This window comes from Sunxiuqinia sp. A32, assembly GCF_052690465.1.
Window position 1 is genome coordinate 178,475 of record NZ_JBQYLI010000009.1, and the last position, 19,691, is coordinate 198,165.

Annotated in this window: 17 protein-coding genes; 8 read left to right on the top strand and 9 right to left on the bottom strand. The window is 37.6% G+C overall.

Going from position 1 to position 19,691, the window contains the following annotated elements:
• Nucleotides 1-6: 6 nt before the first annotated feature.
• Complete coding sequence (locus ACUNWD_RS11410) at nucleotides 7-663, bottom strand: hypothetical protein (RefSeq protein WP_445587934.1); 657 nt, start codon at nucleotides 661-663, stop codon at nucleotides 7-9.
• 235 nt (nucleotides 664-898) lie between these two features.
• On the opposite strand from ACUNWD_RS11410, the gene ACUNWD_RS11415 reads away from it, so the two are divergent.
• On the top strand, nucleotides 899-2,050 hold the full coding sequence (locus tag ACUNWD_RS11415; RefSeq protein WP_445587935.1) for a carboxypeptidase-like regulatory domain-containing protein: 1,152 nt from the start codon (nucleotides 899-901) through the stop codon (nucleotides 2,048-2,050).
• 6 nt (nucleotides 2,051-2,056) lie between these two features.
• On the opposite strand, the gene ACUNWD_RS11420 is transcribed toward ACUNWD_RS11415, so the two are convergent.
• The 3 genes from ACUNWD_RS11420 to ACUNWD_RS11430 form a co-directional block, all read right to left on the bottom strand.
• Entirely contained in the window at nucleotides 2,057-3,331 is a 1,275-nt protein-coding gene (locus ACUNWD_RS11420; protein ID WP_445587936.1) for an efflux RND transporter periplasmic adaptor subunit, read from the bottom strand.
• A 69-nt stretch (nucleotides 3,332-3,400) separates the two neighbouring features.
• A complete protein-coding gene (locus ACUNWD_RS11425; protein ID WP_445587937.1) occupies nucleotides 3,401-3,889 on the bottom strand; it encodes a hypothetical protein in 489 nt (162 codons plus the stop codon).
• A gap of 98 nt (nucleotides 3,890-3,987) precedes the next feature.
• Entirely contained in the window at nucleotides 3,988-5,235 is a 1,248-nt protein-coding gene (locus tag ACUNWD_RS11430) for an aspartate kinase (RefSeq protein ID WP_445587938.1), read from the bottom strand.
• A 113-nt stretch (nucleotides 5,236-5,348) separates the two neighbouring features.
• On the opposite strand from ACUNWD_RS11430, the gene ACUNWD_RS11435 reads away from it, so the two are divergent.
• The 3 genes from ACUNWD_RS11435 to ACUNWD_RS11445 all read left to right on the top strand — a co-directional run bounded on the left by ACUNWD_RS11435 (nucleotide 5,349) and on the right by ACUNWD_RS11445 (nucleotide 8,173).
• Nucleotides 5,349-6,170, top strand: a complete 822-nt coding sequence (locus ACUNWD_RS11435) for an aldo/keto reductase (RefSeq protein ID WP_445587939.1) — start codon at nucleotides 5,349-5,351, stop codon at nucleotides 6,168-6,170.
• A gap of 136 nt (nucleotides 6,171-6,306) precedes the next feature.
• Nucleotides 6,307-6,648 (top strand): hypothetical protein, encoded by a 342-nt coding sequence (locus ACUNWD_RS11440; RefSeq protein ID WP_445587940.1) that lies wholly within the window; start codon nucleotides 6,307-6,309, stop codon nucleotides 6,646-6,648.
• Between the two features lie 55 nt (nucleotides 6,649-6,703).
• Nucleotides 6,704-8,173 (top strand): TrkH family potassium uptake protein, encoded by a 1,470-nt coding sequence (locus tag ACUNWD_RS11445; protein WP_445587941.1) that lies wholly within the window; start codon nucleotides 6,704-6,706, stop codon nucleotides 8,171-8,173.
• Between the two features lies 1 nt (nucleotide 8,174).
• Here ACUNWD_RS11445 and ACUNWD_RS11450 read toward each other — a convergent pair whose 3' ends face one another.
• From ACUNWD_RS11450 to pgeF, 3 genes are all read right to left on the bottom strand, one after another.
• Complete coding sequence (locus tag ACUNWD_RS11450; RefSeq protein WP_445587942.1) at nucleotides 8,175-8,879, bottom strand: queuosine precursor transporter; 705 nt, start codon at nucleotides 8,877-8,879, stop codon at nucleotides 8,175-8,177.
• A gap of 107 nt (nucleotides 8,880-8,986) precedes the next feature.
• Nucleotides 8,987-10,315, bottom strand: coding sequence for an OmpP1/FadL family transporter (locus tag ACUNWD_RS11455; protein ID WP_445587943.1), 1,329 nt, complete (start codon nucleotides 10,313-10,315; stop codon nucleotides 8,987-8,989).
• 50 nt (nucleotides 10,316-10,365) lie between these two features.
• Nucleotides 10,366-11,148, bottom strand: coding sequence for a peptidoglycan editing factor PgeF (pgeF, locus tag ACUNWD_RS11460; protein ID WP_445587944.1), 783 nt, complete (start codon nucleotides 11,146-11,148; stop codon nucleotides 10,366-10,368).
• Between the two features lie 270 nt (nucleotides 11,149-11,418).
• Here pgeF and ACUNWD_RS11465 point away from each other — a divergent pair, with 270 nt between their 5' ends.
• Nucleotides 11,419-12,117 carry a basic secretory protein-like protein gene (locus tag ACUNWD_RS11465; protein WP_445587945.1) on the top strand — a complete coding sequence of 233 codons (699 nt, stop codon included), beginning with the start codon at nucleotides 11,419-11,421 and terminating at the stop codon, nucleotides 12,115-12,117.
• A 72-nt stretch (nucleotides 12,118-12,189) separates the two neighbouring features.
• The gene (locus tag ACUNWD_RS11470) at nucleotides 12,190-14,556 is read left to right on the top strand and encodes a GH92 family glycosyl hydrolase (RefSeq protein ID WP_445587946.1); all 2,367 of its coding nucleotides are present in this window, start codon (nucleotides 12,190-12,192) and stop codon (nucleotides 14,554-14,556) included.
• An 85-nt stretch (nucleotides 14,557-14,641) separates the two neighbouring features.
• On the opposite strand, the gene ACUNWD_RS11475 is transcribed toward ACUNWD_RS11470, so the two are convergent.
• Both ACUNWD_RS11475 and ACUNWD_RS11480 read right to left on the bottom strand, forming a co-directional pair.
• On the bottom strand, nucleotides 14,642-15,889 hold the full coding sequence (locus tag ACUNWD_RS11475; protein WP_445587947.1) for an OmpP1/FadL family transporter: 1,248 nt from the start codon (nucleotides 15,887-15,889) through the stop codon (nucleotides 14,642-14,644).
• A 182-nt stretch (nucleotides 15,890-16,071) separates the two neighbouring features.
• Nucleotides 16,072-16,746: a Crp/Fnr family transcriptional regulator gene (locus ACUNWD_RS11480; RefSeq protein WP_445587948.1), complete on the bottom strand. Its 675-nt coding sequence runs from the start codon at nucleotides 16,744-16,746 to the stop codon at nucleotides 16,072-16,074.
• 80 nt (nucleotides 16,747-16,826) lie between these two features.
• On the opposite strand from ACUNWD_RS11480, the gene ACUNWD_RS11485 reads away from it, so the two are divergent.
• The gene (locus tag ACUNWD_RS11485; RefSeq protein ID WP_445587949.1) at nucleotides 16,827-17,720 is read left to right on the top strand and encodes an ATP-binding protein; all 894 of its coding nucleotides are present in this window, start codon (nucleotides 16,827-16,829) and stop codon (nucleotides 17,718-17,720) included.
• A gap of 186 nt (nucleotides 17,721-17,906) precedes the next feature.
• Nucleotides 17,907-19,565 (top strand): hydroxylamine reductase, encoded by a 1,659-nt coding sequence (hcp, locus tag ACUNWD_RS11490; protein ID WP_445587950.1) that lies wholly within the window; start codon nucleotides 17,907-17,909, stop codon nucleotides 19,563-19,565.
• The last annotated feature ends 126 nt before the right edge of the window (nucleotides 19,566-19,691 follow it).

Below are 19,691 nucleotides of genomic sequence, written 5' to 3' on the forward strand. Positions count from 1 at the left end.
AGCGTTTTAGCTTCCTATCTCCTTTTTAAGCAAACTGACATTATTTTTCAAACGCTCAATGGTTTCATCTTTTGTTTGCATCTCAACCTTTAACCGTTGAACTTCAGCTTTAATTGCAGCTAGCTGTTTAGCTTGCTCTTCATACTTCTGGTCTCCTTTACTAAGTTGATTGATCAACTTACTGTTTTCTTCCTTTTGACGATTTAAATCAAAATTCTTTTCAGTCAGGTCTCCTTGCAACTTGTTAACAGTAGACGATAAATCTTCATTTCTACTCTGAAGATTTGCTAATTCCTGTTGCTGATCTTCCAACTCCTGATTAATTCTTCTTTTCTCATATTCAAAAGCGTAAATCTTCTCTTCAAACGACGCATCCTTCTCTTCAACATTGGAATTTAGTTTATTAATCTGACCATTCAATGTAATAATCAATTGATCCTTTTCGGCATTACTGGCCAGTAATTCCTGCTTCATTTTTTCAAAATCTGCAATCATTTGCTGAATTCTGTCTGCCTTAGCTTTGTTCTCTGTTGTTAGCTCCCGAACCCGGTCCTCGGCTCTTAATTTGGAAGATTCCATGTCCAGAAATTTTTTCTTTGACACACATGATGACAACAAGACGGCTAAAACAGCGAAGACTAAAATCAGTTTATTTGTGTTCATAGTTTATCTTTTTTCTAATTTGTTTCCATTCTTATTTGTTTCTTTGTTATAAGAATAAACGTAAAGTAAGATTTGTGTTATCGTTATCAATTACGATCTAATTGCAAAAAAACCTGAGTTTTTCCGGCTCAATAAAATAACGCAAACCTATTAAATATGTTATTTGAATGGTAATTTTTAATTATTTCTTTCGTTGAATAAAAGTAACAAAAACGTTTCGCTAAAAAAATCGATCATGAGAAATACAATCATCCTTTTAATATTGCTTACAAGCTTTTCGGTTTCTGCCCAAACAAAGTTGCTGAAAGGTAGAATTGTTGACTCTACAAGTCAGGATGGAATTGCCTATACAAATATTGGAGTTGAAGGAACATTTTACGGAACTGCCAGCGATGCAGAAGGATTCTTTGAGTTAAAAATACCTGATGAATTCCTAAGTGAAATGCTATATATTTCTGCAGTAGGATATAAAAATGAAACCATTCTGCTTACTGAATTACTAAAAAAAGACTTCAACTTAATTCGACTCCAGGCGCAATCATACGATATTGAAAATGTTGATATTTTAGCCCAATCTCGGGTGCTTTTTAGAGTTATCAAAACTGCTGCCGAGCGAATTCCGGAAAATTATCTGGCCGGACCAATAAGCTCAAAGATTTACTATTCGGAAAGTAAACAAGTGACTGGAGGAGATGCGAAAAACAGGGAGGCAGTAGTTGAATTGTATGATGAGAATGGCTACAAAAATCCAACGATCGTAGATGCTTTTAGCAGTCGTAATTTCAAAATGTCTCAATCAAAAAGAAACTTCGATGCCTATTCTTTTGATACCGGATCAACTGGCTTCGATGAGTTATTGGAAATGGACATTGTTCGATCGGCAAATACCCTACTGAATACCAAATTAATTAATGACTATGATTTGCAGCTGGAAGGCGTAAGTTCTTTTGAAGGAGATTCAGTATGGATTATTTCCTATAAAACAGATAAGCTTGATTTGGCTCATACCGGTGATTATTATACCGATAAAATGACTGGGAAAATCTATATAAGCAAAACTGATCATGCAATTTTAAGAAATGAATGCGTAATTGAGTCTTCAAAAAATAACGCTCAGAATCGCAGTTTGTATACTAAAGGAAATTCAGAAACGAATGTAAAATATCATTTTACCAGCACCTATAAAAAGCAAAACGGAAAATACGCGCTCGCATATCTTGATTGTAATAAAACCTATCTTGACTCAGAAAATAAGGAAGTTGCATCGATAAGAAAAGCTAGCATATTGGAACTATCCCAAAAAGTCTCTTCCATAAAAGGAAAAGATTATTTTGAAGATGAATCTTACGTTGAAAGTTTCTGGAATAGCTTTGAAAGACCTTTTTAAGCCCACCTATTTTTTAGGATTAAACAGTTCTTTTTCGTCTACCTGTTTAACTTGCATGCTATCTTTCAGTAAACGACTAACAACATTGTAAGGCCCAGTGATAATTTCATCACCTGCATTAATCCCGTCTAATATTTCAATGTTCATGTTGTCTTGAATACCTGTTTCAACAATTTGCTTGTATGCCAAGCCATCGCGCAATACAAATACAACTTCTTCCTTCTCAAGATCAGTGGTTTCTTCCTCTTTCTCATCGGCTTTAGGTAGTCGGGTTGTAACCGATTGAATGGGCACAGAAATAACTCCTTGCCGGGTCTCAGTTTGTATATCAACAGTCGCAGACATGCCTGGTCTGAACGGATACAAATTCGTATTGTCAATCAGATCTACATAAGAATCTTTGAGCAAAAATACTTTTACATCAAAATTGGTAACCTGATCGGTTGCTGCGCCAGATGTATTTGCAGAATTAGCAATTTCAGTTACCAATCCTTTAAATTTTCGTTTTAAATAGGCATCGACTTCAACCAAAGCAGTATCTCCTTTAGATACTTTCACAATATCATTTTCGTTAACCTCAACCTTAACTTCCATCTTGTTAAGGTTGGCAACCACCATCATCTCGGTACCTGCATACATATTTGTTCCAACAACACGTTCTCCCTGTTCCACATTTAGGCGGGAAACTGTTCCACTAATTGGAGCATATATTTTTGTTTTTACTAACTGCTCACTGGCCTCTGTAACTGATGCTTCCGAAGATTTAACGGAAAATTCAGCTGCCCGAACCTCGGCTTCAGCTACTTTGTATGCAGCTTGTGAAGTTTCATAATCAGACTCCGGAATAGCGCTCTGATCATATAAAGTTTTGGCTCTTTTAAATGCCAGCTCACTCTCAATGAATCTGGCTTCCGCCTGTGCCTGGCGGGCCTTTGCTGAATTCAATGATGCTTTTGCCCTATTTAGCGCAGAAATATAAATATCCGGTTTAATAACTACCAGTAATTTTCCGGTTTGTACTTCGTCTCCCTCTTCCACATACAATTCAATAATCTCACCTGAAACATCCGAGCTAATTTTAACTTCAGTTTCTGGTTGAACTTTACCGTTTGCTGTGATCACTTCGGTAATTGTCCGGCTTTCTACCTTTTCGGTAACCACCTTAACTTCTGCATCCTCACCAAACCAACCTTGTTTCTTCCCAACAACCAAAAGGATTATAATAAGCACCAATGCCCCAAGCAAATAAGGCATACTTTTATTTTTTTTCTTCGGTTTCATGGTTAATTGATTTTTGTGGTGTTTTTCTATTTAATCAAATCGTCGAATTAACTCCAAACAAGTCAATTTCTAATCTTCAGACTCAGATACTTCTTTTACTAAATTTAACCGGATCGTTCTATTCATGGGACGTTGTATCTTTACATACCAAAGAATAAAGCCAATTACAATTATTATAAAACTGACGACCAAGGAACCAACCATAAACAACTTTATTTTTTCCTGCTTTGCTATTTCACTCTCAAGGATTTCATTCTCAAGGCTTATTTGTTCTGTTCTCAGGTCAATTCCCTTTTTGATCTCAGATGCTTTCATCCCAACAAAACCTATATCTGCTCTGGAAGTGCTGTCATCAACGTTTTGAAAACTCTCCATTGTCTTGATATCATTCACCAAAGCTTCACGCTCCTGACTTAAGACTACCAAGTTTCTACGAACATCGTTGATTTCTTTTTCATTATCATCCAATTTTAAATAGGGAAGCAACACACAGGAGAAAAAAATTAAAAGACCAAAAAAAGTCATGAATTTGTAAAGGTTGCCATTTGAGACCGTCATGATTGGGGATTTAAGTGGTTTATAAAATTTAAAGTTCGACCAAGTTATTAAAAATAATTATAAAAGTTATTGCTAATGAATTGAAAAAGGAATCACCTTCATTTAATGACCATTCGAATGGTTCGGCGACTTTTTTGCTCGACAAAGACCTTGCGATCATTTTTCATCTTTTGAATCGCGCTTTCGTTGTAAAAACGAATAGTTGCCAATACCAATCCCGTATTATATCTCACATCAAATTTTTTCCTTAACTCAAAGACCAGAGACTCCAGTCCAACCTCGGGTTCATCAATACACAAAGACAAATCAATAGCAGACTGCTGGATCAAATTCACCTTAATCCGTCGCTTCTTAAATAGATTAAAGACTTCATAAAGCTGATCAATTCCAATGAATGAGAAATCAGCAGGTGATACTGTAACAAGTGCCTGCGATTTTTTCAGAATAAAAACCGGCACAAGATCAAGTTGATGATCTATCTTGTGAATCATTGTCCCCGCTTGATCAGGAAAGTCAAACGGTTTAACAAATAAAGGGATATTTTTATTCCGAAGTGGCTTAATTGTTTTTGGGTGAATTACTTTTGCTCCGGAATAAGCCAGTTCAATTGCTTCCTTATATGACAGCTCTTCCAGTCTTTCCGTATCAGTAAAATCTACGGGATCTGCATTCAAAACCCCTGGAACATTCTTCCAAATGGTTACGCTTTCAGCATTCAGTAAATTTCCAAGAATTGCAGCAGTAAAGTCGGAACCTTCCCGCCCCAAAGTAGTTGTTTGGTTTGTTGTGGTTGATGCGATGAAACCTTGCGTCACATACAAATCGGCATCCTGAAAATTGAATGAATTATTAATTAGCATCTCAGACCATTGCCAATCAACAATACCTTCGCGATAAGTTTCATCGGTACGCAAGCTTTGACGAATATCCACCCATTTATTCAGTAATCCTTTCTTATTCAGAAAACTAGAAACAATAGCTGTTGAAATCAATTCCCCATAACATACCATCTGGTCATATTCATAATCAAACTGCAAGGAAGGTGTCCGACTAAGTCGTTCCTGTAAGCTATCAAATAGATCTTCCACGAATGTTATATCCACCTGATCCAAACCTAAAGAAGAAATAATTGCCTCATGGTATTCCTTGATCTTTTCAAAAATAGCAGATGTTTTTTGGTCTCGCTTAAAATAGCTTTTTACCAAATCTTCCAACTCATTAGTTGTCTTCCCCATTGCAGAAACAACTATCACTTTTTTCCCTGGATACATTTCAACAATTGAGGCAGCATTATTTATTGCAGAAGCAGAGCTTACTGATGCACCTCCAAACTTATATACTTTCATATAAACAGTCTTCAATAGAAATTCTATGTAAAATTACAGAATATGATGAATCAAAAAACCAGTTTTTATCATAGCTGTTAATATTATACATCATTATAACAAAATGTATAAATATGATTGATTCAAAAGTAACATTGAACAATGGAACTAAAATGCCATGGCTGGGTTTGGGTGTTTTCCGGTCAAGAGAAGGCGATGAGGTTGTAAATGCTGTAAAATATGCATTGAATATCGGATACCGCAGCATTGACACAGCTGCTATTTACCAAAATGAACGAGGAGTTGGAAAAGGAATCAAAGAAAGTGGAATTCCCCGTGAAGATATTTTTCTTACTTCAAAAGTCTGGAATAGCGACCAAGGCTATCAAACCACATTAGAAGCCTTTGAAAAAAGTTTGGAGAAACTTCAAACCGACTACCTGGATTTATATTTGATTCATTGGCCAAAAGGTGAAAAATCTATTGAAACCTGGCAAGCCCTTGAAGAATTATATCTGAAAGGGAAAATTAAAGCGATTGGAGTAAGTAACTTTCTCATCCATCAGCTTACCGATTTACAAAAACAAGCCAGCATAAAACCGATGGTTAATCAAGTCGAGTTTCACCCGGAACTTGTTCAGCCAGAATTATTGGAATTCTGCAAAAAAGAACAAATTCAAGTGGAAGCATGGAGTCCGATCATGAAAGGAAAAGTCAATGATATCCCAGTACTAAAAGCCTTAGCTGCAAAATATCAAAAGTCTCCTGTTCAAATTGTTCTGCGCTGGGATATCCAAAAAGGAGTAGTCACTATTCCCAAGTCGGTTACCCCTGAACGCATAAAAAGCAATGCTGAAATTTTTGATTTTGAGCTGTCGGAAGATGATATTGCCAAAATCGACAATCTTGATAAATTCAAGCGTATTGGCCCTGATCCTGACAACGTTGACTTCTAGTGATTCAATTCATATATTAATCTATTTTTAAGATATAAGAATTGAATTTTAGAAAATGAGGATTATTAGAATAAGCAATTGCATTAATCACTAGCTTTGTCGTCGATATTATTGAGGTAACAAGATTTAGTTGGGTTTGAAGCTATTTGCATTTATATTTCTACTCTCATGCTGTGCCACCCTTTTTCAGGCTGAGCAGCAAATTATTAGCAAGGTACAAACTTGTGAGAATGAAGATCAGAATTCTTTTGAAGTAGATGTGGATAATTACATTTTTGCCAGTGAAATATCGGATTTAGAAATTGAAGAAGATGATCAGGATTTGCACACTTCAATTGTCTTTGCAACTAAATCTTTTAATCGATTTCAGACTGAAGCTAAAAATCCACCGTCGATAATTATCAATATAGATCTTGTACTTTCTCATCACATTTGGTTACGAAAAAAATCTGTCCTTCCTCCTCCTTCATTCAAATAGAAAGAACTGAATTTCTCAGGTAGTTCCTTTTTGTCAATTTGAATAATGTTTTGTTATGAATATCATTAACAGGAGCAAGATCAACCTTCCACACACGTTACACATTATTTCAATCATCATCCTTTTTGAAGGGTTGTTCATGATTCCAATGATTGCTGTATCCTTGTTTAATCATGAAAATGAATTATTACCACTACTAGATGCCGTATTGATAACACTTGGCAGCGGTGCTATTTTATACGTTGTAACACGAAAAGATAAATACGCCGAACCAAATAAAAGAGACAGTCTTTTTGTGGTAACTTTTAGCTGGTTATTTCTTGCTTTTTTTGGATGCCTTCCATTTCTAATCACTCACCATATTCCATCTTTCACTGATGCTTTTTTCGAATCGATGTCTGGTTTCACAACCACTGGGTCTTCTATTTTAAACGACATTGAGGCACTCCCCAAAAGCCTCCTTTTCTGGAGAAGTGAAACTCATTGGATCGGTGGGATGGGAATTATTGTACTCGCTATTGCAATTATGCCTTTCCTTGGAATTAACGGGATGCAACTTTTTAGCTCAGAAGCGTCGGTTGTGGTAGAAGAAAAAATATCGACCAAAATCCGGTATGTCGCCCGAAATGTCTGGATTATATACATCGGACTAACTTTTCTGGAAACCATTTTTCTAAAACTGGGAGGAATGAGTCTTTTCGATAGTGTTTGCCACTCATTTGCAACGGTTGCCACTGGTGGGTTTTCAACGAAAAATGACTCAATCGCCGGATTCTCTCCTTACATTCAATATGTGATTATGGTATTTATGCTCCTCTCAGGAATCAATTTCGCATTGCATATTTTAACCCTGAATGGCAAATACAAAACAGCTGTGAAAAATCCGGAACTAAAACTCTATTTGAAGATCATTCTAATTATCGGAGCAATTCTTACATTGATCCTTTTCCTATCAAAAGAAATAAGCTTTGAAAAAGCCTTCCGGGATTCTTTTTTCCAGGTGATATCAGTTTTAACAGCAACCGGATTTGCAACCGACGACTATTTACTTTGGCCAAATCAGGGAATTTTACTCATTGTATCACTCATGTTAATTGGTGCCTGCGCCGGTTCAACTGGCGGAGGAGTTAAAGTAATCCGACACTATATCAATTGGCAAAACATCAAAAAGAATTTAAAGCAAATCGTCCATCCCAATGCAGTTATCCATGTGAAATACAAAAACCAACTACTTTCGAACCAGCAAGTATCCACCATATCCAATTTCATCATCATTTATTATGCAATTGTGGTAATTGGGACTATTAGCATGACAGCGTTAGGAAGTGACTGGGCCACATCATTCGGCTCAATTGTTACTACCATGGGAGGTATTGGTCCAGGTTTTGGACTGGTTGGGCCCGCATCCAATTTCTCGATGCTCCCGGAAGCATCAAAAATTTTGCTTTCGTTTACAATGCTTTTAGGTCGTTTGGAAATATTTACGGTATTGGCCCTGTTTACTTCCTGGTTTTGGAAAACCTAATTTATCTCATTACAAAACGTTGCTTTTTGAAAATTGATTTTGCCCAATAAATAAAAGGGGTATCAGCAGCAGCAACCACCCATTTCAACAGGTAGGTTGTGATAAATACTTCCCAAAGGACATTGTTCTCAAAAACACTCCAAAAAGCAATAAGAGTAAAAATAATACTATCCAGTAATTGCGAAACCATCGTACTCAGATTATTTCGTAACCAAATCTGCTTTTCACTAGGAAATCGCTTTCTCCAGAAATGATATGCCCAAACATCATGTCGCTGAGAAACGATATATGCAGAAAGACTGGCAATTGCAATGCGAGGCATTAATTTAAAAATAGTGCTTAACGAATCGTGCGTAGTGGTTGCAAATTCATCGCCTGCCAATGGTCTAAAATACAAAGCCAGATTCATTACCAAAGTCATTGCAATTAAACTGAAGAAACCTATCCAAACTGCTTTCTTTGCTTCGTGTTTCCCGTAATTTTCAGACAATATATCAGTTACCAAAAATGAAGATGCATAAACAATATTTCCCAAGGTTGCAACTAATCCAAACAGCTCAATAGTTTGAATAACCTGAATATTGGCAACAATTACAGATATTGGAATCCACATTATGAGTCCCAATTTTCCAAACAGGCGATAAGCCGCAATAATTAATAGGAAGTTGGCCAGTAGCATAACCAGCCATAGAATTTCATTGTGCATTTTTTTATTTTTTGTATGCAGGGTGATGCCACCTGCAAGCATTTACAAATAATTTCAACGGCCGCAAAGGTATAAAAATCTCACATTCTAAAAACTAACTTTCTGATCTAGAACGAAAAACCAATTTCCAATTCCATTTGATTCATTCCGATTTCAATGGTTTGTGGTGGACTTGAGTATGTATCCATTGGATTTATCCCTTTTACGCTATTCGGGAATGCATAATTAAAGGCTAAATGCAGTTGTTTGCCTTCACCTGTTTTCTTGCGGCCTCGATACCCCTTCCAACCACGACCTCTACGTTTCTTCTTTTCAAGGTTTTTGGTAAATCCGATAGCTGCCTGATTGGTTATTACTGCAGGTGCCAAAATATTAAACATGACATCCTTATCAGAAATTGGACTATTCCCAAATGAATAACCTCCTCGTACCGTCCAGGAAGAAGGACTTTCATAAGCAAATCCTACTTTGATCAGGCTCATATTATCCCAACCAAATCCGGCACCGGATGCTGCTCCCAATGGCGCGTTGATACCATTTGGCCCCATCATTTGATTTGAAATTGATTTGACATCTGCATAGTTAATTTGTTTAAAGTCTGCCATCAATGTCCATTCGTCAGTCATATGCAAAGCGACTCCAACAGTCCAATTCGCAGGCACATCAAAGTCTCCCTTTTCAGCAATCAGACCAGCATATTCCTTAAATTCGCTCATATAGGTTTTACTCTGATAACTGGCTCCAACAGTTATTAAATCAGTCAATTGCCCTAAATATCCGACCTTAATACCATATCCAAAACTATTCGACCTTCCGTTTCCAGATAACTTGGTAACATCAGATGAAAAAACAGCAAACGCAGCCAATCCATCTGCCTGAAAATACTGATAGGCAAGAATTCCGGTTACACCAATGCTGTGTTGCTTGTCAATATTGAGTGAATAGGTAAAATTGGAGAACATTTGAATTAATTCAACCCCTGTATATTCAGAACCAAAATCACCAAATCCTCCAGGTGGGAATGTGGTATTCATTCCTCCGTTTCCATATAATGCCACCCCAAAACTCGAATAGTCAGTCAGCATAAAATTAGCTCCCAAGGAAGGAATTACGAAATATTTTGCGCCACTTTCCACGGATCCTGCTTGCAAACCGAAAGTTCCGTCAAAACCGGAGGGATCATTCATAATAGTGAAATCTCGATTTGGATTGAATAAGTCTACTCCTATATGGAATTTCTTACCCAACAAAGCCATTCCCGCGGGATTCCCATTTATCAACGATGCCTGATAATAGGCAACTCCGGCACCAGCTAAACTTTTACTAATTGTCCCATATCCAGTACTAAAATATCCATCAGTTGCTCTTGCAGAAAAAGTTAATGCCCCCAATGTGAAAATGATAAATAAAATTCTTCTAAGAAATATCGATTTCATAAGTCTAAATTTTGGAGTTTTATCAAAGTTATAAATATAATCATAATCAGTTAATGAGTCTCTGTTTTGTTTAACATTATACCAGAAACCATGCGACCTGTTGCTGCTCCATCCCTTCGTGCCGAGTAAAATAATTCCAGCAACGCATATGAACAAAGGCCAGATAATTCGATCCTCTTCGAATCAACTCCTGCTTCGATCAACAAACTCCGATTAGCTTCCCACAAATTCAAATGGGCTTTACCATTTCCCATTTGAAATAACAAATCACTTGAATTAGGAAACGTTTGTTTTACCTGATAAATTACCTCAGCACCAATTTCATAATGATTTTTTGAAATGGATGGACCAATTCCAGCTACAATATCCTGCGGATTGGTTCCAAACTGATCATGCATTTTTTCAATCGTTTTTGTAAGAATTTTGTTGACTGTTCCTCTCCACCCCGAATGAACAGCCGCAATTACATTTTGTTTTGGATCATGTAGTAAAACAGGGACACAATCAGCCGTTTGAACACAAATACAAAGATTGGGATTGTTGGTAATTAATGCATCAGTTTCTGAGACATCAGCCAAGGGACTGGATTCTTGAACAACCTGAATACCGGTACCATGATTTTGTCTTGGAAGGATCAACTGGTCTAACTGAAGATTTAAAGCACTCGCCAATTCCTTTCTAAAAGGTATATAATCGTCTTCAAAATCACCGGTAAATCTGACGCTTCCATTTTCCTCCCACCCAATTTTTGTACTACAGAAATTAATCAATGCGATCGAATTAAAAATTTCGAATTGATAAAACAACTTCCCATTCAGTTCAGTTTTTCTCATTGTATTTGCAATATAATAAACACCTCAAACAACAGGATCAGCAAAATGATTTAAAATCGATAAATCTAAGCTCCAAATCTCAATAAAAATGAGTGAAAACGCCGTTCAAATCGTATTAGTGTATGAAACAATTAACATGAAAAATCAATTTGGTTTTATTATTTCTTAAATAAAAACATCAACATGACAAATAGCAACAATATCTTACAATTCGTTACTTATTTTTGAAAAATCTATCTTATAATAATAATTCACTTATTTCCCATTAGAATGAAAACTAAATTATTATCCACTACAGCGCTTTTTTTGATTGTTGTTCAATTCATTTCTTGCGCTCAAGATGACAGTAACGCCAATTACGTCACCAATGATTCTATCACGAAGGACGGATATACGTTGATTTACATCAATAAAGCCGAAAACTTCAGCGCTTCTGTAGAACAAAAATTGAAAGATACATTTTTTGCCGTTTATCCAAAGTTAGCCCAGCAATACAATGAAAACACGACTAAAACAGTAACGTTTGTGGTTGATCCTGCATATGACGGAGTTGCTGCAACATCTGCAGACCGGGTAGTCTATAATCCGGAGTGGTTTGCACAGCACCCCGGCGACATTGATGTGGTTACTCACGAAGTAATGCACATTGTACAAGCCTACGGAAATACAACCGGACCTTGGTGGGTGACAGAAGGTATTGCCGACTATGTGCGATACAAATTCGGAGTTGATAATGCTGGTGCCGGCTGGTCTCTTCCAAATGTTTCTGAGACACAAAACTACGACAACTCTTACCGGGTTACCGCTCGTTTTTTCGCTTGGATTGTAAAAAACAAAGACAATCAATTTGTTGAAAAAATGGATCAAATTATGCGTGACCACACATACACTGATCAAACCTGGGTAGAATTAACAGGTAAAACACCTGCTGATTTATGGAAAGAATATATTGCTAATCCAGCAATTTAAAAACACAAAATAACTTAGGCCGAAAGAATTATCATTCTTGATAGTTCTTTTTGTTTGTAAAAAGTAATAGACATGATGATGAAAACACTATTAAGGTACAGTTTTGTTTTGGCCACCATATGCTTATTTGTTAACAGTGGATGGGCTCAAAATTCCCAAAAAGATTTGGTTGACTATGTTGATCCATTTATTGGAACTCAGGAGATGGGACATACCTTTCCTGGTGCAACGGTTCCTTTTGGGATGGTACAGCTAAGTCCGGAAACAGACACCATTCCGTACAGCGTAAATGGTCGATACAATGGCGAAGTATATCGATATTGCGCGGGCTATCAATACACTGACCCCACTATCGTTGGATTTGCCCATACTCACTTCAGTGGTACCGGTCACTCAGATCTGGGTGATTTTCTTATCATGCCAACTGCAGGTAAATTACAGCTAAATCCGGGGACCGCAGACCATACAGAAAATGGCTTCCGTTCAAAATACAGCCACGAAAATGAAGAAGCAGCACCGGGATATTATAAAGTTTTGCTCGAAGATGATCAAATCACAGCAGAGCTAACAACTACTACTCATACAGGATTTCATCAATACACCTACCCAAAAACCGATGTTGGACATATCATTTTAGATATGAATTACAACATTTACAATTACGACGGAAAAGTGATTTGGGCTTCAGTTCGTGTTGAAAATGACACCTTGGTTACCGGCTACCGAATTACTCGTGGCTGGGCGCGTAATCGCTATATGTATTTTGCAATGAGCTTTTCAAAGCCTATTAAAGAATATGGCATGAAAAGCGACGAAAAGCTGGTTTACAGAGGTTTCTGGCGTAAGTTCAACGAAACCAAAAACTTTCCTCAGATGGAAGCCAAAGACATGGTCAACTATTTTGATTTTGACATGAATGATGGCGAACCTATAAAAATCAAATTTGCACTGTCAGCTGTGAGTACTGAAGGTGCCTTAAATAATATGAAAGCCGAAATTCCCCACTGGAACTTTGACAAAGTGAAAGCGGATGCAAGAAACCTATGGGAAAAAGAATTGGAGAAAATTCAAATTCAGGCTGATCAGGATAAAATGGTAGCTTTTTACACGTCCATGTACCACGCTTTCATTAACCCGATTACCTACAATGATGTCGACGGAAAATATCGCGGTCTGGATCAGAACATCTACCAAGCCGATGGATTTACCAACTATACAGTATTTTCTCTGTGGGATACCTATCGTGCCTTGCACCCTCTGTTTACAGTGCTTCAACCCATACGTGCAAATGACATGGTAATTTCAATGATCAAGCATTATGAACAAAGTGTGCATCATTTACTGCCTGTTTGGTCGCATTTCAATAATGAAAACTGGTGTATGATTGGATATCATGCTGTACCTGTCATTGCTGATGCTTATATGAAAGGCATTCGAGATTATGATGTGGAAAAAGCTTTTGAGTCAGTTATAAAGTCCTCAACTCATAAAAGTTATGATGGCATTGGTGAATACATGAAATATGGTTATGTGCCTTTCGACTTAGTTAACAATTCGGCTTCGTTAACTTTAGAATATGCCTATGATGACTGGACCATCGCCAAAATGGCACAAGCCATGGGTAAAAAGGAAGAAGCTGCAACTTATATGAAACGTGCCTTGTATTATCGAAACTTGTTTGATCCGGAAGTTGGCTTTATTCGTGCAAAAAATTCAGATGGAAGTTGGAAAGCCAATTTCAATGCCTTAAAAACAACCGGCGAAGGATACATTGAGGGAAATGCATGGAACTATTCACTATATGAACCACAAGATGTTGCCGGTTATATCGATTTACTTGGAGGCGAAAAGAAATTTATCACTCGTTTAGATTCGCTTTTTGAGATGCATTTACCAGATGAATTCTTTGAAGAATCAGAAGATATTGATCGCGTTGGAATTATCGGTGGCTATGTGCAAGGAAACGAACCAAGTCATCATGTGCCATATTTATACAACTGGACCAGTTCTCCCTGGAAAACGGCTGAGAAGATTCACCATATCATTAATACCAAATACAACCCTGCACCAGATGGACTGTGTGGAAATGACGACTGTGGACAAATGTCTGCCTGGTACATTTTCAGTTCAATGGGCTTCTACCCTGTTTGCCCTGGAAGCAACGAATATGTAATTGGCAGTCCATGTGTAAATGAAGCTGTTGTTGAAGTTGGCAATGGTAAAACTTTCACCATGAAAGCAAATAACTTGAGTGATAAAAATATCTATATCAAATCTGCGACGTTAAATGGCAAAGCTTACAACAAAACATACATCACGCACGAAGATTTAATGAATGGTGGAGAATTGATCTTCAACATGGCTGGCAAACCAAATAAAAAATGGGGAGCTTCGAAAGAAAGTCGTCCTTATTCGATTTCAACAAATGAGGTAAACTAGGATCACAACTGAAACGATAATTAAAAAGGAGATTAGCATCGGTGCTAATCTCCTTTTTTTGCAATGCATATCTGTTCGAAAGAACTTAGAATGAGAATCCAAATTCAAGTTCCAACTGATTCATCTCAATTTCAATAGTTTGTCCGGAAGGTGGATCCATTTGGTTTGCACCTTTCACACTATTATTCATTGCGTAATTTATGGCCATGTGGAATTGATTTCCTTTTTGCCCAACATTCTTTGAAAAACCAAGAGCTAACTGATTGGTAACAACTCCGGGAGCCAGGATATTAAACATGACTTCTGATTCGGAAATAGGATTTTCGCCAATTGAATATCCTGCTCTAAATGTCCAGTCTTCAACAGCTGAACACGATAAGCCCAACTTTACAACGGTGATATCTTTCCATCCAAAACCAGCACCATCATCCGCTCCAAGTTGAGTCGTCATGATATTTGGTATCATCGAATTGGAAATTGACTTTACTTCACTGTAAAAAATCTGCTTCACATCAGCCATAACTGTAAAAGCATCCGTCACATCCCAGGAAAAACCTGCAGTCCAGCTCGAAGGAATATCAAAATCACCTTGCTCAGCAAATAAACCTGCATACTCTTCAAATTCGCTCATGTAAACCTTACTCTGGTACATGGCACCAATGGTGAAATTATCAGCCAATTTCCCCATATACCCCACTTTAAAACCAACTCCAAAACTATTGGAAGTACCATTCCCTGAGACATTAGCAGCATCAGACGAAAACATACCAAAAGCAGCTAATCCTTTTGCCTCAAAATATTGATAAGAAACAACTCCGGTTAATCCAAGACTATGTTTCTCTCCCAACATCAATGAGTAGGTAAGGTTTCCAAACATTTGCGCTAAATTAACACCTAAAGACTCAGAAGATTGATCATAGAATCCTGCAACCGGATAATTCGTATTCATTCCGCCATTTCCAAACACTGTAGCAGAGAAACTTGATTTCTCATTAAGCATCCAGTTTGCTCCAATCGACGGAATTACAAACAATTTACTATCACTTTGAACAGTTCCGGCACCCAACCCAAAGGTTCCATCCATTCCTGAAGGATTCCCGGAAATAGTAAATTGCCTGTTTGGATTAAAAAAATCAACTCCAAGTTGATATTTCTTCCCTAAAAATACAGCCCCTGCAGGGTTTCCATTAATAAGTGATCCCTGGTAATATGCAATTCCTGCTCCAGCCAATCCCTTATTAATTGTGCCATATCCAACACTAAAATAGCCATCTGTTGCTGATGCAAACATGCATGAGAGCGTCAATACAGTAAGAAAACTCAATTTCTTCATAAAAGTATGTTTCATAGATTAGATTTTTTTATTCACAACAAAGTAAAAAACAATACCAACAACTATGTTCATATTTTTATTGATATATATCAATATATATTTATTCTTACGTATTTATCTATTTCCATACATTCAAGTGCTAATACGATTTATCTTACTTACAAAAACTTCACTCAGATAAATCAGCCTTTCAATAAATTATTCATTTTCGTTTTGTCCAGAATTCGAACGGTTCGCCGGTGAACTTCCACATAACCTTCCTGATCCAATTCGCCCATTGCACGAGCCAGAGCAGGGCGGGTAACGCCGAAAAACTCAGCTAGCTGCGCCTGCGATAACGGCAACTCAACGATAGCAAGCCGGTCCCCTGCAAGTTCCAACAGATAATGGGCAATCTTTTGACGAATCGTTTTTAAAGACAAAAAATTGATGCGTTGCGACAAGAACTGTGCACGCGAGGATATTGAGTTTAAGTAGTTTGTTAGAATGCGTTGGTCTTTTTGTAACAATTTCAAAAACTCGGAACGCTGAATGTACAACAACGCAACTTCATTATTCGCAATTACGGTAACCGGGAACTTATTTTTTTGACCAAAAAGGAAAGCAGCAGCCAAAGGACGCGGAGCTTCGATATCTTCAATCTTGATGGTTTTCCCTGTGTAGTCGGCCATTTCTCCTTTTACACTTCCGGAAAGCACCAGTATCAGACTGGAACATTCATCACCCGCTTGCACAACCAAATCATTTTTATCGAAATGTCGTATTTGAAAATGAACACTTTCCAATATTGACTGGATTCGTTCAGGACTTAAGCCCATAAACACGGGAGATTTTGCGAGTAAACTAAAGTCAATCATAAAAAAATCGAGTTTGTAACATTTGGTACAATTCTTCAAACAGGGACCATCTATATTTGTTGCATCAAACATAGCGAAAGATGATTAGAGAAATTGTAAAAATAGATGAAGACTTGTGTGACGGATGTGGAATCTGCATTCCAAATTGTCACGAGGGCGCATTACAAGTAATAGATGGTAAGGCAAGATTGATTAGTGAATTGATGTGTGATGGATTGGGCGCTTGCCTTGGCCATTGCCCTCAGGGAGCAATTGAAATTGAAAAACGTGAAGCGGAAGAATACGACGAAGTGACCGTTATCAAGCAAATGATTCCCAAAGGAGAAAACGTATTGATTGCTCACCTTAAGCATTTAAAAGATCACGGTGAAACCGGATTTTTACAGGAAGCAGTGCGATACCTGAAAGCAAATGAAGAAAATTTGGAAGTGAATGTCTCCGCTATTATCAGTGAAGTGCACAACAGCAAACCCGAAGGACAGGCACAAAGTAGTAGTTGCGGAGGTGGATGTCCCGGATCTGCACCAGTTAGTTTTGAACGCCCGGCATTTATGATGGCACCTGCTGAAGCTGCTCCAATAGCATCCGGACAATCGGAGCTACAGCAATGGCCAGTGCAAATGCATCTGATCAATCCGGCTGCGGGATACTTTCAAGGATCTGATTTGCTAGTTGCTGCCGATTGCGCTGCTTTTGCCCATGGAAGTTTCCATCAAACTTTCATCAAAGGGAAAAAACTTGTTATAGCCTGTCCAAAGCTGGATGAAGGAAAATCAATATACGTTGAAAAATTAATTCGTTTAATTGACGAATCGAAAGTAAATACAATTACAGTAGTTATTATGGAAGTCCCCTGTTGTGGAGGTCTGAGTCAGTTAGTACAAATGGCAACAGAACGTGCAGAGAGAAAAGTACCTGTGAAAGAAATAGTAGTTGGAATCAGGGGGGACGTATTGGCTGAAGAGTGGATTTAGGGAGAAAGGCCGGGATTAAGTAATTTCCCGGCTCTTTTTTTATACACCCCAAAATCAAAATAAAATTTAAGAGGAATGTCATTCCGAACTGGATTCGGAATCTGTCACTTAATATAAGATCCTGAAAACAAGTTCAGGATGACGCGAGTATGAATAAATTAACCAGAATATAAATAGAAATTAGTTATGGAGAATATGTTTTGTTTTCAGTGCCAGGAAGCGGCAAAAGGAGTAGGTTGCACGATTAAAGGAGTTTGTGGAAAACCAAGTGATGTAGCAAACTTACAAGACACTTTGCTTTTTGTATTGAAAGGAATTTCAATTTTAAATACCGATTTAAAAACAGTAGGCAAAGCTGATAAAAAGGCAAATAAAGTAATTTTTGATGGTTTGTTTAGCACCATTACCAATGCCAACTTCGATCATACCGCATTTGTCATTCGAATTAAAAAAGCCTTGAAATTTCGTGATGAATTAAAAGGAAAAGTTGCTGATGCCGGATTGCTTATTAGTGATCATGATTCTGTTCACTGGACAGCTAAAACGGGAGAAGAGTTTGAAATAAAAGCAAAGGAAGTTGGAATTTTGAGTGAAAAGAATGAAGATGTTCGTTCATTGAAAGAACTAATCATTTATGGATTGAAAGGTTTGGCAGCCTATGCCGAGCATGCTTACAACCTAAAACATGAGAAACAAGAAATTTTCGATTTTCTGCAGGAGGCTTTAGCAGCAACAACTAAAGATTTATCAGTTGATGAATTGGTAAATCTGACCCTTGAAACCGGCAAATTTGGTGTTGATGTAATGGCTCTTTTAGATGCTGCAAACTCAGGAACCTACGGAAATCCTGAAGTAAGCAAAGTAAATATTGGTGTTCGTAACAATCCGGCCATCCTGATTTCTGGTCACGACCTGAAAGACATGGAAGACCTGCTGAAACAAACCGAAGGAACCGGAGTGGATGTTTACACACACAGCGAAATGTTACCTGCCAACTATTATCCAGCATTTAAAAAGTACAGCCATCTAGCAGGTAATTATGGAAACGCCTGGTGGAAACAAAAAGAAGAATTTGAATCATTCAATGGCCCGATTCTGTTTACCACAAACTGTATTGTTCCTCCACTTGAAAATGCAAGTTATAAAGATCGTATATACACTACCGGAGCAAGTGGTTTAACAGGTGCTATTCATATTTCAGACCGAATAGAAGGGGAAATGAAAGATTTCTCAGCGATCATTGAACATGCAAAAAAATGTGCTTCCCCAACAGAAATTGAAACAGGTGAAATCGTTGGTGGATTTGCTCACAACCAGGTATTCGAACTTGCGGAACCAATTGTAGAAGCTGTTAAAACCGGAGCGATCCGCAAATTCTTTGTAATGGCTGGTTGCGATGGCCGTATGATGAGCCGTGATTACTATACTGAATTTGCTCAGAAATTACCTCAAGATACGGTGATTTTAACTGCAGGTTGTGCCAAATACCGTTACAACAAATTGCCGCTCGGTGATATCAATGGAATTCCACGAGTAATTGATGCCGGACAGTGTAACGACTCATATTCACTGGCAGTTGTGGCATTAAAACTGAAAGAAATTTTTGAACTGGAAGATATCAACGATCTACCAATTGCTTACAACATTGCATGGTACGAACAAAAAGCAGTAATTGTATTATTGGCATTGCTTCACCTGGGAGTAAAAAAGATTCACCTTGGTCCAACATTGCCTTCGTTCCTGTCGCCAAACGTTGCCAATGTATTGGTTGAAAATTTCGGTATTGCCGGAATCACAACTGTTGATGAAGACATGAAACTGTTTTTGGAACCAACTGAAGCATAAAAACAAAATCATATACGCGTCGAGTATTGATTGTGAAAATGAGAAAACGAAGAGGCCGTCTCAAAACAAGTTTTTGGGACGGTTTTTTTTTCTTTCTCATTTGGTTTTTTCCTGGTTCTATTTTTA